Below are 12,111 nucleotides of genomic sequence, written 5' to 3' on the forward strand. Positions count from 1 at the left end.
CTTCTTTACAACATGTTTCCTGCCTTGAGCATCAGCATCATAAAGCCGTTACAAGCTCTATGGCGACTGGCCAGGAACGTGCTTACACTACAATCCATGACCGATCCACGCACCATTCCTCCCCGGGTAGAGACGATTCTTGCGGCATTGGTCTCGTTTGATACGACCAGCCGCCATTCAAATCTTTCGATTATCGAATGGATCGAAGGTTATCTGGCTGCCCATGATGTCGCTTTTACCCGGTATCCGGGTGGAGATGGCGGGAAGTGGAACCTGCATGCCGTTATCGGTCCAGAAAAAGCTGGGGGAATGGCATTCGCCGGGCATGTGGATTGTGTTCCGGTTGACGGTCAGGACTGGTCGTCTGATCCTTTTGTTCTCAGGGAAGAGAACGGCCGCCTCTATGGGCGTGGCGCAGCAGACATGAAGGGCTACGTCGCCTGCATGTTGGCCGCAGTGCCCGATTTCAAGGCTATGGATCTCCCTAAGCCCATCCATCTGCTTTTTACCTGCGACGAAGAAATTACCTGTGATGGGGCACGACACCTGATCGAGGACATAAAGCAGGCGCATCTGCTCCCTGCCCTCTGCATGGTGGGCGAACCGACCATGATGACGCCCGTAATCGCTCATAAAGGGCGCTTCGCTGTTCGCGTGCGGCTAACTGGAAAGCCGGGGCATTCCTCCCTGCCGCAGGGTGGGAGGAATGCCTTGCATGCCATGGGGCGAGCTATCGCTATCTGTGCCGACGAGGCTGACCGCCTTGCTGTGGAAGGTCGGCGGGTTGATGGGTTTGTTCCGCCGTATACAACCATGCAGGTCGGGCTCGCATCCGGTGGCAGTATCCTCAACATCATCCCGGAACAGGCCGAATTTGACGTTGAATGGCGGAATGTTCCCGGCGATGAGGGATGCGTCGAGTTTGAGAAGTTACGTGAGGCCCTCTCTCCGCTGGATGAAAGTCTGAGAGAAGATAACCCCGGCGGCGGCATCAGCTACCTTCTTTTGGTGGACTTGCCTCCACTTGCCCTGGCCGCCGACCATCCTCTGGCAGAACTGACGTGCCAGATCACCGGCAGCAACACGACGGGAAAAGTGTCTTATGGAACTGAGGCTGGGATCTACCAGCGTGGTGCCATGGAGAGTATTGTCTGTGGTCCGGGAGATATTGCTCAGGCTCATCGTCCGGACGAGTTTATTGCGAAGGAACAGCTTGAGCGCTGTGAAACGGTCATACGGGATTTTGCACGGAGAGTAAGCGGGGCGGCATGAGTTGTAAGGCAGGACAGAGGCACCATCCGATACGGCTTCGTCAGCCGCGCCTGACTGAAGACCTGCCCGGAAGCGGCCGTCCGGCTTTTCCTTTGAACGTCTGCCTGAATCCGCCTGATCTCTCAGCATGGAGAAATCCTGCATCTGGCATTTCGGGCGTCATGATTTTCGAGTCCGGTCGAAGTGGGCCGGAGGTCGTTATTAGCGGGATGGTTCATGGTAACGAGTATGCTGGTGGCCATGCCCTGGATAGGCTCAGAAAGACACTTCCCGTTCCGGAGGTTGGTCGTGTCACGCTGATTCTTGCCAATCTGGAGGCTTTCGACCGCTTTGATCGTTCTGCCCCGATGGCTTCTCGCTACAGAGAGGAAGACCTCAACAGACTCTGGCATCCATCACGTCTGAACAATGATGAGCAGTCCTGTGAACTGGCGCGAGCCCGGGAGCTGCGTCCTTTTATTGAGCGTGCTGATCTCTTGCTGGATCTTCACTCCACACTCTGGCCGTCCCACCCGCTTTTCATTGTTCCCCCCAGGCGGCGGTCCAGTGATCTTGCCTGCGCATTAGCCTCAGAGGCCGGATCACCGACGCTGGTGCTGACTGACCTTGGACATCACGGCGGCTCTCGCCTGATTGAGCATGCGCGCTTCATGGCCGTTGGGGGCACCGGACGATCCTGCCTGCTGGAAGCGGGATTACATTGGGAGCCGGAAACCGTGGACGTGATGGAGAAAGTGAGCCGCCGATTTTTGGCTGAAGCTTTGAATGTGCATATTCAGGGCATTGCACAGGATAAAACGCAGCCAGCAAGGCTTGCTGTTGTGACGGATAACGTCACAGCCAAAAGTGGAGAGTTCAGCTTTGTTCAGCCTTGGGTTGGCAATACCTGCATCCCAAGAGCAGGAACTGTAATCGCTAGGGACGGTCATGACGCAATCTGCACACCCTACGATGACTGTCTGCTCATCGTGCCTAATCTGCGCCCTAAACAAGGGCAACTTGCGGTGCGTCTGGCCAGACGCACCGCAAGTTCACCTTAACTCTTAGGCAGAAGCGCGATCATAGATCGGGAAGCGACGGCAGAGTGCCTTCACTTCTTCATGGACACGGTTGGTCGTGTCATTGACGTCGCCCTCTTCCAAAGCTGCCGTCAAAACTTCGTCCATCATGCGGGCAATGGTGCGGAATTCTTCTTCGCCGAAACCACGCGCCGTTGCAGCCGGGCTGCCCAGACGAATGCCTGACGTGACGAACGGCTTTTCCGGATCGAACGGAATGGCGTTCTTGTTGGCCGTGATGCCAGCGCGTTCCAGAATTTCTTCTGCAAGCTTGCCCGTCACTTTCTTGGGGCGAAGATCAACCAGCACCAGATGGCTGTCTGTGCCGCCTGTCACGATATCGAAGCCACGTAGCTGAAGTTCGTCGGCCAGTGCCTTCGCATTGGCTACAACGCGCTTCTGGTAGTCGCGGAAGTCGTCCTTCAGGGCCTCACCGAAGGCAACGGCCTTGCCAGCGATGACGTGCATCAGCGGGCCACCCTGTAGACCTGGGAAGACCGCAGAGTTGATCTTCTTGGCCAGCTCGGCGCTGTTCGTCAGGATGATGCCGCCACGTGGGCCACGTAGCGTCTTGTGCGTCGTGGACGTCACGATGTCAGCATGCGGCAGCGGGCTCGGATACAGGCCAGCGGCAACCAGACCGGCAAAATGAGCCATGTCCACCATCAGATAAGCGCCAACCTCGTCAGCAATCTTCCGGAAGCGCGGGAAGTCGATCACGCGTGGATAGGCGGAGCTACCTGCAACGATGATCTTCGGCTTGTGTTCGCGGGCCAGCTCTTCCATCTGATCGTAGTCGATCAGGCCGTCCTGCGCCCGCACGCCATACTGAACGGCGTTGAACCACTTGCCGGAGTAGTTCGGAGCTGCACCGTGGGTTAGATGCCCGCCAGCCGCGAGGCTCAGACCCAGAATGGTGTCGCCTGGCTTTGCCATTGCCATGAAGGCTGCCTGATTGGCATTGGCGCCGGAATGCGGCTGCACGTTTGCAAATTCTGCGCCGAACAGCTTCTTAAGGCGCTCGATGGCGAGGGTTTCAACGCGGTCCACGTCAACGCAGCCACCATAGTAGCGCTTGCCCGGAAGGCCTTCAGCGTACTTGTTGGTCAGAACAGAGCCCTGCGCTTCCATCACGGCAAAAGATGCCATGTTCTCGGACGCGATCAGCTCGATACCATCCTGTTGACGGGTCAGTTCGTCATTCAGGATTGCGGCAACTTCGGCATCAGCCTCTTTTAGAGGCGCGTGGAAAAAAGGATTCAGCGTGGACTGGCTGGCGTGTTCCGACATCGTGGTCCATTCTCCAGGGTGAGTTCGCCCCGTCACTACCGCAGAATGCGCGCGTCGGCAAAAACAATCCGTGTTTCCAACGAGGATCTTTCATGACCAATCCGCTCTGGCGGACCAAGCCTGTGTCTTCCGCTGCGTCTGACAATACAGGCCTGAAACGTGTTCTTGGCCCCTGGCACCTGATTGCACTCGGTGTAGGTGTGACCATCGGTGCCGGCCTGTTCTCCCTGACAGGCGTTGCAGCAGGCCAGAACGCAGGCCCTGCCGTCACGCTGTCCTATCTTATTGCTGCCCTCGCCTGTGGATTTGCCGGCCTCTGTTACGGCGAACTGGCTGGGATGATCCCGTCAGGCGGGTCAGCGTATTCCTATGCCTATGCGTCCATGGGTGAGTTGATCGCCTGGATCATCGGCTGGGATCTTGTGCTTGAATATACAGTAGGTGCAGCCGCTGTGGCCTCGAGCTGGTCGGGCTATGTATCCTCCCTGCTCTCAGGCTGGGGCATTACGATTGATCCGCGGCTTCTGGCGACACCCATGACACCCGTGACACTGGCGGACGGGTCAGTTGTCAGTGCCTGGTTCAATTTTCCGGCGGTTCTGGCTATCTGGGTCGTGACTGCTTTGTTGATGCGTGGTGTCAGCCAGTCTGCTGCGGTGAATAATGTTATCGTAGTCATCAAGCTGGCAGTGATCGCTCTGGTGCTGGTGTTCTGCATCCCGCATATCAAGCTGGCAAACTATCATCCGTATATTCCGCCGAATGACGGCACCTTTGGGCATTTCGGCTTCTCTGGCGTAATGCGGGCCGCCGGGATGGCATTCTTTGCCTATCTGGGATTCGATATCGTCTCCACAACCGCGCAAGACAGCAAAAACCCGGCCCGGGATATTCCGGTCGGCATTATCGGAAGCCTGCTGATCTGTGGTGTTGTTTATGCAGTGTTCTCTGCGGTTCTGACGGGCGTTGTGAACTATAAAGTCATGGCGAATGATCCAAGCCCGGTTGCAACAGCGATTGATGCTGCTGGTGCCCCCTGGCTCGCCAGTCTCGTTAAACTGGGGATTACAGTAGGATACGTTTCTGTCCTGTTTGGGCTTCTTCTGGGTCAGGCGCGTGTATTTCTGGCCATGTCGCATGATGGGCTGCTTCCGAAAGTCTTCGCGAAGCTGAACACGCGCACGCATACGCCCTGGACGTCCCATCTGTGCTTTGCTGCCCTGACAAGCGTTCTGACTGCAGTGCTGCCGATCGGTGAGTTGGGCAACATGACATCAATTGGAACGCTGCTTGCGTTCATCATTGTCTGCGTCGGCGTTCCACTCTTAAGAATAAAAGAGCCTCAGGCCCCACGCCTTTTCCGTGTGCCCGGTGGGCCGATTATTCCGGTTCTGGGCGTGTTGTCCTGCGGTGCGGTCATGGTGTCTCTGGATATGCTGACCTGGGTTCGGCTGGTGGTATGGCTCGTGATCGGGCTGGCGATCTATTTCTGTTACGGAGTACGTCACAGCCTGCTTTCCAGATAGAAAATATAGGAGCATGATTGGGGGCATGACGAACGCATCATTCCCCCTCTTCCGCCCGCGGCGTAATCGCCACGATGCCTTTACACGTCGGCTGGTTCAGGAAAATCGACTGCACGTCGATGACCTGATCTGGCCGATTTTCGTTTGTGAAGGCGAAAACCAGCGCCAGAAAGTGTCCTCCATGCCCGGTGTTGAGCGCGTCAGCCTCGACAATCTGGTGGAGCATGTCCGTCCGGCTGTTGAGCTTGGCATTCCGGCGGTTGCCATCTTTCCCATCACGCCAGTCGAACTGCGTGATGCAACCGGCACTGAAGCCCTGAACCCGGACAATCTGATGTGTCGCGCCTCCCGCGTCATCAAGGAAGCCTTTCCGGAGCTTGGTGTTATCGGTGACGTGGCGCTCGATCCCTACACGGATCATGGTCATGACGGCGTTATCAAGGATGGCCGTATCCTCAATGACGAATCTGTTGAAATCCTTCGTCAGCAGGCGCTCAATCAGGCTCGCGCTGGAAACGACATTATTGCGCCGTCTGACATGATGGATGGTCGTGTGCAGGCAATCCGCGAAACACTCGATGCCAACGGCTTCGAGACTGTCCGAATCATGGCTTACACCGCGAAATACGCTTCCGCCTTCTACGGCCCGTTCCGTGATGCGTTGGGATCAGGTGGCCTTCTGACGGGTGACAAGAAAACCTATCAGATGGACCCGGCCAATTCGGATGAAGCTCTTCGGGAAGTGGAGCAGGACATCCGGGAAGGTGCGGACATGATCATGGTCAAGCCCGGCATGCCGTATCTGGATATCATCCGCCGTATTCGTGACCGTTTTTCGGTGCCGACCTTCGCCTATCAGGTTTCTGGTGAGTATGCGATGCTAGCCGGCGCTATTCAGAATGGCTGGCTTGAGCGGGATCGTACCATCATGGAGAGCCTGATCGCTTTCAAGCGTGCTGGCTGTAATGGCATCCTGACGTATTTTGCGATTGATGCTGCCCGTCTTCTGAAAGAAGAGCGCTGATTAACCGTCGCGCGAAAGGCGTTCAGGCTTATTACGGAGGCCTGAACGCTGAAGAGATCGCTAAGCGCCATATGGTGGAGGCAGGGCTGGAAATTCTGGCTCAAAGGCTCAGAACACCATATGGCGAAATTGATCTTCTGGTCGCGGATGAAGACTGGATTATCGCTGTTGAGGTGAAGAGCCGTTCCACACTCAGGGATAGCGCGGAAGCTCTCCGTCCTCGTCAGGCGGAGCGCCTGATGGCAGCGTTTGAGTATGTCCTTGCGACCAAACCTGAATGGTCGCGTCCGAACACGCGCTTCGACGTTATTGTTGTCAATCGCGAGGGGCAGGCGCGACGCATCGTGGATGCGCTACGCCTTACATAATATCAGGTGCGACGGCTGCGGACGTGACGATGAGCTGTTGTTGCGGCAGCTGCATGCGGGCGGTAAGCCACGTTACGGATCACGGCGCGATGTCCGCTCCATGCCATCGAGTGGCTTGCGGAGTGACGAGCAAAGTGAACAACCGGGCGGTGGTAAACCGGGGTTGCTGTCAGCGCGTCAAATGTCAGCTTGCTGGCTTCGTAATCAGTGATGGCTGCACGGGCATGAGCCTTTCCGGCTCCCATGCATAGTCCAACGCTCATAATGCCGAGAGCAATTCGGCCAGCCCACTGTCGCGCCATTGATGTGTTTCCATCCCTGTTTTGATGGAACTACCGTATGACGTAATCAGAGGGTTCGACAACCCCGATGGGGAAAGTTTTAGAAAAAATCAAGGTCTTGCCACTTTTGGACGCATCATGGCTGAATTGTGGCGTCTGCAAGCCTTGAAAAAGGTTGAATTCCGGCCGTTTCAGCGGCCGGAATTAACGAAATCAGGCATTCGCCGTAGCGATTCCTTTTTCGGTCAGCAGAGTCTCAAGTTCACCGCTCTGGTACATGTCCGTCACGATGTCGCAGCCACCAACGAACTCACCTTTGACGTAGAGCTGCGGCACGGTCGGCCACTGTGAGAAATCCTTGATGCCCTGACGAAGCTCAGCGCTTTCAAGAATGTTGCAGGTCTCGAACGGCACGCCAAGGTGGTTCAGGATCTGCACAACGCGTGCAGAGAAGCCGCACTGCGGGAAGAGTTTGTCACCCTTCATGAACAGCATGACCGGGTTTGCGTCGATCAGGTTCTGGATATGCTGGAACACGGTCTCAGACATTGGTTTTTCCTTTTGTCGGCATCAGGGAGAGGCAATGCCCTCCCTGGCTGTCAGCAGTCACTTCAGAAGGGAATGATTCCCCCTGAGTTCAAGGGGTCAGGGTTTTGAGAGCCATCGCATGCAGCTCAGTACCCATGCGGGTTCCGAAAGCATCATAAACCAGTTTGTGCTGGCGTACACGAGAAAGCCCTTCGAATGCCGTGCTGACCACGGTGCAGGCGTAGTGATCCCCGTCCCCGGCCAGATCCTGAATTGTGATCTGGGCATCGGGAATAGCGGCGAGGATGGTCCGTTCGATTTCGGATGCTGTCATAGGCATATGTCAGGCGTCCTCACCCATGAATTTCGGGAAGAATGCTGCGTTGATGTCGCGCAGTCTGCTGGCTTTTAGTGCAATACCATCCGCAAGCTTCAGTTCATTGCCGCCGGAATGACCCAGCTTGCGGGCGGGGACATGAGCTTTTTCGGCTGCGGCAAGAAGAGCCTGAGCGCTTTTGGTCGCCACAACATAGCACGCCTGATCTTCACCGAACCAGAAAGCATGCAGTGGGATGTTGGATGGGGGGGCATTCAACACGCATCCTACGTCTCCAGCCATGACCATCTCAGCCAGTGTCACGAGAAGACCGCCATCTGCAATATCGTGGCAGGCCGTAACTGAACCGGCTTCAATCTGTCCGCGCACAAAGTCACCGTTCCGGCGCTCTGCAACAAGATCAACATGAGGTGGAGCACCGTCTTCGCGATGGCAAATTTCACGGAGCCAGAGGGACTGCCCGAGTTCCCCACGGATTTCGCCGATCAGAACCAGATCATGATCTGTAGGCATGGACAGTCCGATGGACCGCGATGCATCTGCAAGAACACCCAGAGCGCCGATCGCCGGTGTCGGGAGAATAGCCTGGGCCAGACCTGATGGTGAACGTGTCTCGTTATACAATGAGACATTGCCACTCACGACCGGGAAATCCAGCGCACGGCACGCCTCACCCATGCCTTTGATGGCTTGAGCAAACTGAGCCATGATTTCGGGGCGTTCCGGATTGCCGAAATTCAGGTTGTCCGTCACGGCCAAAGGCTTCGCACCTGTTGCCGTAATGTTGCGCCATGCTTCGGCAACAGCCTGTGCTGCTCCGGTTTTCGGGTCAGCCTGACAGTAACGCGGGGTGCAGTCTGTCGTCAGGGCGAGGCCCAGACGCGTTCCTTCCACGCGCACAATGGCAGCATCTGCCGCACCTGGGCGGCGCGCCGTATTGCCGCCGACGGATGCATCGTACTGGTTCCAGATCCATGCGCGGGACGCCAGATCGGGGCAGCCGATCAATGTCAGCAGAGCATGCTCAATCCCTACCGGGTCTGCAGGTGGCTGGATGTGCCGTGGGGCCTCCAGCGGAACAGTCGGGCGATTGTAGATCGGAGCTTCATCGGCCAGCGGTGCCAGCGGAATATCCGCTTCGATCTGTCCGTTGTGCTTGATTGTGATGCGGCCACTATCTGTCAGCTGCCCGACGATCGCGAAATCCAGTTCCCATTTTTCGAAGATGGCCCGGGCCTGCTCGGTGCTTTCAGGCTTGAGAACCATGAGCATACGCTCCTGGCTTTCAGACAGCATCATTTCGTAGGCTGACATGCCGGGTTCGCGCTGCGGGACGGAATCAAGGTCAAGCTCAATTCCGACGCCACCCTTGCCTGCCATTTCAACGGCGGAAGATGTCAGGCCAGCAGCACCCATGTCCTGAATGGCGACGATCGCATCGGTGGCCATCAGTTCGAGGCACGCCTCGATCAGCAGCTTTTCGATGAACGGGTCACCCACCTGAACGGTTGGACGCTTGGAGGCAGCCTCATCGTCGAACTCGGCGGAGGACATGGTAGCGCCATGAATACCGTCTCGACCGGTTTTGGAGCCAACATAAACAACCGGATTTCCAATGCCTGCAGCAGCAGAAAGGAAGATCTTGTCCTGCTTGGCAACACCGACTGTCATCGCGTTGACGAGCGGGTTGCCGTCATAGGCCTTGTGGAAATTGACTTCCCCGCCGACCGTCGGAACGCCGACGCAGTTGCCGTACCCACCTACGCCGCGAACAACACCATCGACGATACGGCGTGTCCCCGGATTTTTTGGGTCACCGAAGCGCAGGGCATTCAGGTTGGCGACCGGACGGGCTCCCATGGTGAACACGTCACGCAGGATACCGCCCACGCCTGTCGCTGCGCCCTGATAAGGCTCGATGAAGGACGGATGGTTGTGGCTTTCCATCTTGAAGACGGCAGCCAGACCTTCGCCGATATCAACAACACCCGCGTTTTCGCCCGGCCCATGAATGACCCATGGAGCCTTGGTTGGCAGCGTCTTGAGATGGATGCGGGAGGATTTGTAAGAACAGTGCTCGGACCACATGACCGAGAAAATGCCAAGCTCCGTAAAGCTGGGCGTGCGGCCCATGATGCTCAGGAGCTTGTCATATTCCGCAGGTGTCAGGCCGAAAGACTGGGCCAGTTTGGCGTCGATTGTAACACTCATCCGACGAGAGCCTCCACCAGGCCTTTGAAGAGCGGCACGCCATCAGTCGCGCCGATTTCCGGGTCAGTCAGGTTTTCAGGGTGCGGCATCAGGCCGCACACACGGCCATTTTCGCTCAGGATACCAGCGATCGAGCGCGCGCTGCCGTTGGGATTGGAGTGGCGATTGCCCTCTGAGACCTGTCCATCAGCAGTACAATAGCGGAATGCAACCCGGCCTTCTCCTTCGAGACGCTCAAGCGTTTCAGGTGAGGCCGTGTAGTTGCCATCGCCATGCGCAAGCGGCGCACGGAAAATGTCGCCGCTCTTCCATCCCTGTGTGAATGCCGACGCGGCATTTTCAACTTTCAGGTGGCAGTCCTGCGACAGAAAGCGCAGGCCAGCGTTGCGAAGCAGTGCGCCTGGCAGAAGATGCGTTTCCGTCAGGATCTGAAAGCCGTTACAGACACCGAGAACATGGCCACCTTTCTCAGCGAAAGCTTTGACTTCGCGCATGATCGGAGAATGAGCAGCCATGGCACCACTGCGCAGATAATCCCCGAAGCTGAAACCTCCCGGCAGAACCACGAGATCCAGATCACCAAGGGATGTATCCCGGTGCCAGATCATTTTCGGGGTCTGGCCGGAAACCAGCTTCAGGGCGTGCACCATGTCGCGCTCCCGGTTCGTGCCAGGAAATACGACGATACCTGCCTTCATTTCTGAGCCTCCGCAGCCGTATGGCAGGGGTAAGCATCATGCAGGGCACGGTAAACGGCCTTGCCGCCTGACTGCGTCAACGCATCATTATGAGCATGAAGCCAGGAAATCAGCTTGCCGCGAACCTGCGTTGTCGTTTCGCTGACCGGAACACAAAACGCGACAGGCGCGCCAGCATCATCGGCGTAGCTGTCGTATTTCTTGGACCAGACTTCGCTATCCATGACGCCTGCAAGATAAGCGTCACAGAGAGCGGTAGACTTGCTGGCTGAGCACATGTTGCCCAGAGCTTTTCCGGAGACCTTGGAAACGCGCTGTGCATGAGCAGGAGCCGCGGCTACGGTCACGAGACCGGCAGCCAGAAGAGCAGCGGAGAAGAGCTTCATGCTGCCACCTCGACGCTAAAGTCTTCAATGACTTCGTTAGCCAGAAGAGCGCGGGCCATGGCCTCACCCTCCGCAAGAGCTGCAGCATTGTCCTGCGCTGCAACGTCCAGTTCGATCACGCGGTTAACGCGGACTTCACCAACGCCTTTGAAACCAAGGGACTCAAGAGCATGGCCGACGGCTTTGCCCTGCGGGTCAAGAACACCATCTTTCAGAGAAACGAAAACGCGGATTTTCATTATACTGCCTCCGGACCCTTGAGGTCTCCATTACTGGCTTCGGGCAGGATCCCGAGACGCCGTGCAACTTCCTGATAAGCTTCTTCGACGCGGCCCATGTCCCTGCGGAATCGGTCCTTGTCCATTTTCTCGCTGGTTTTGCTGTCCCACAGGCGGCAGTTATCGGGAGAGATTTCGTCAGCAACGATAATCCGCATCTCCTCGCCTTCCCAGAGACGGCCGAATTCCAGCTTGAAATCAATGAGGGTGATGCCAACGCCCATGAAGATGCCCATCAGGAAATCATTGGTCCTGAGAGCCAGCGTATTCATGTCGTCCAGGTCCTGTGGTGAGGCCCAGTCGAACGCGGCAATATGTTCTTCAGAGACCATCGGGTCCCCGAGAGTATCGTTCTTGTAGTAATATTCGATGATCGTGCGCGGCAGACGGGTCCCTTCAGGGATGCCAAGGCGCTTGGCGATCGAGCCCGCCGCAACATTGCGGACCACCACTTCGAGTGGAATGATCTCGACTTCGCGGATCAGCTGCTCACGCATGTTGAGACGGCGAATGAAGTGCGTTGGAATGTTGATGTCGTGCAACTTCATCATCAGGTATTCGCTGATGCGGTTGTTCAGGACACCCTTCCCTGTGATCACGCCACTTTTGGCGCCGTTTCCGGCGGTAGCGTCATCCTTGAAATACTGCACGAGCGTTCCGGGCTCGGGCCCTTCGAAAAGAACCTTGGCTTTGCCTTCATAGAGCTGGCGGCGGCGGGCCATGAGCAATCCTTACTGCGTTGCGCCGTCCCGTTTGTCAGGGATGCGGAAACGGCTGGTCCAGCGACGGTTTTTCGGTTCCATAGCATTGCGGAACCGGAACCGCGAGAGTGCGGGAAAACTATTCCCGCCCCC

The 12,111-nt window shown here is 56.9% G+C and carries 14 protein-coding genes; 5 read left to right on the forward strand and 9 right to left on the reverse strand.

The genetic code is table 11. The features are described from left to right. Positions 1-96: 96 nt before the first annotated feature. Together argE and KP702_RS09960 are read left to right on the forward strand one after the other, a co-directional pair. On the forward strand, positions 97-1,272 hold the full coding sequence (gene argE / locus KP702_RS09955) for an acetylornithine deacetylase (protein ID WP_202207613.1): 1,176 nt from the start codon (positions 97-99) through the stop codon (positions 1,270-1,272). After that, complete coding sequence (locus tag KP702_RS09960; RefSeq protein ID WP_202207527.1) at positions 1,269-2,312, forward strand: succinylglutamate desuccinylase/aspartoacylase family protein; 1,044 nt, start codon at positions 1,269-1,271, stop codon at positions 2,310-2,312. The genes argE and KP702_RS09960 overlap by 4 nt, the downstream gene beginning before the upstream one ends. Before the next feature lie 3 nt (positions 2,313-2,315). Here the strand turns inward: KP702_RS09960 and glyA are convergent, their stop codons facing one another. Further along, positions 2,316-3,620, reverse strand: a complete 1,305-nt coding sequence (gene glyA / locus KP702_RS09965; RefSeq protein WP_202207528.1) for a serine hydroxymethyltransferase — start codon at positions 3,618-3,620, stop codon at positions 2,316-2,318. 92 nt (positions 3,621-3,712) lie between these two features. On the opposite strand from glyA, the gene KP702_RS09970 reads away from it, so the two are divergent. Genes KP702_RS09970 through KP702_RS09980 form a run of 3 tightly spaced genes read left to right on the forward strand, consistent with a single transcriptional unit; the run spans position 3,713 to position 6,538 of the window. Continuing rightward, complete coding sequence (locus tag KP702_RS09970) at positions 3,713-5,146, forward strand: APC family permease (RefSeq protein ID WP_202207529.1); 1,434 nt, start codon at positions 3,713-3,715, stop codon at positions 5,144-5,146. Between the two features lie 25 nt (positions 5,147-5,171). After that, complete coding sequence (gene hemB, locus KP702_RS09975) at positions 5,172-6,170, forward strand: porphobilinogen synthase (RefSeq protein WP_167626891.1); 999 nt, start codon at positions 5,172-5,174, stop codon at positions 6,168-6,170. A 56-nt stretch (positions 6,171-6,226) separates the two neighbouring features. Continuing rightward, on the forward strand, positions 6,227-6,538 hold the full coding sequence (locus KP702_RS09980; protein ID WP_255494186.1) for a YraN family protein: 312 nt from the start codon (positions 6,227-6,229) through the stop codon (positions 6,536-6,538). A 2-nt stretch (positions 6,539-6,540) separates the two neighbouring features. On the opposite strand, the gene KP702_RS09985 is transcribed toward KP702_RS09980, so the two are convergent. From KP702_RS09985 to purC, 8 genes are all read right to left on the reverse strand, one after another. After that, complete coding sequence (locus tag KP702_RS09985) at positions 6,541-6,840, reverse strand: hypothetical protein (protein ID WP_215768851.1); 300 nt, start codon at positions 6,838-6,840, stop codon at positions 6,541-6,543. A 192-nt stretch (positions 6,841-7,032) separates the two neighbouring features. Then, on the reverse strand, positions 7,033-7,368 hold the full coding sequence (gene grxD / locus KP702_RS09990; protein WP_046901638.1) for a Grx4 family monothiol glutaredoxin: 336 nt from the start codon (positions 7,366-7,368) through the stop codon (positions 7,033-7,035). 88 nt (positions 7,369-7,456) lie between these two features. After that, the gene (locus tag KP702_RS09995) at positions 7,457-7,687 is read right to left on the reverse strand and encodes a BolA family protein (protein ID WP_046901639.1); all 231 of its coding nucleotides are present in this window, start codon (positions 7,685-7,687) and stop codon (positions 7,457-7,459) included. A gap of 3 nt (positions 7,688-7,690) precedes the next feature. Further along, on the reverse strand, positions 7,691-9,895 hold the full coding sequence (gene purL, locus KP702_RS10000) for a phosphoribosylformylglycinamidine synthase subunit PurL (RefSeq protein WP_215768852.1): 2,205 nt from the start codon (positions 9,893-9,895) through the stop codon (positions 7,691-7,693). After that, complete coding sequence (gene purQ, locus KP702_RS10005; protein WP_215768853.1) at positions 9,892-10,593, reverse strand: phosphoribosylformylglycinamidine synthase subunit PurQ; 702 nt, start codon at positions 10,591-10,593, stop codon at positions 9,892-9,894. Before purQ ends, purL begins: the two co-directional genes overlap by 4 nt. Next, on the reverse strand, positions 10,590-10,979 hold the full coding sequence (locus KP702_RS10010; protein WP_215768854.1) for a Rap1a/Tai family immunity protein: 390 nt from the start codon (positions 10,977-10,979) through the stop codon (positions 10,590-10,592). The genes purQ and KP702_RS10010 overlap by 4 nt, the downstream gene beginning before the upstream one ends. After that, the gene (purS, locus tag KP702_RS10015; RefSeq protein ID WP_046901643.1) at positions 10,976-11,218 is read right to left on the reverse strand and encodes a phosphoribosylformylglycinamidine synthase subunit PurS; all 243 of its coding nucleotides are present in this window, start codon (positions 11,216-11,218) and stop codon (positions 10,976-10,978) included. Before purS ends, KP702_RS10010 begins: the two co-directional genes overlap by 4 nt. Further along, positions 11,218-11,979, reverse strand: a complete 762-nt coding sequence (gene purC / locus KP702_RS10020) for a phosphoribosylaminoimidazolesuccinocarboxamide synthase (protein WP_046901644.1) — start codon at positions 11,977-11,979, stop codon at positions 11,218-11,220. Before purC ends, purS begins: the two co-directional genes overlap by 1 nt. Positions 11,980-12,111: the final 132 nt, after the last annotated feature.

Origin of the sequence: Gluconobacter sp. P5B12, assembly GCF_018812035.1 — a bacterium.
Lineage (GTDB): Bacteria > Pseudomonadota > Alphaproteobacteria > Acetobacterales > Acetobacteraceae > Gluconobacter.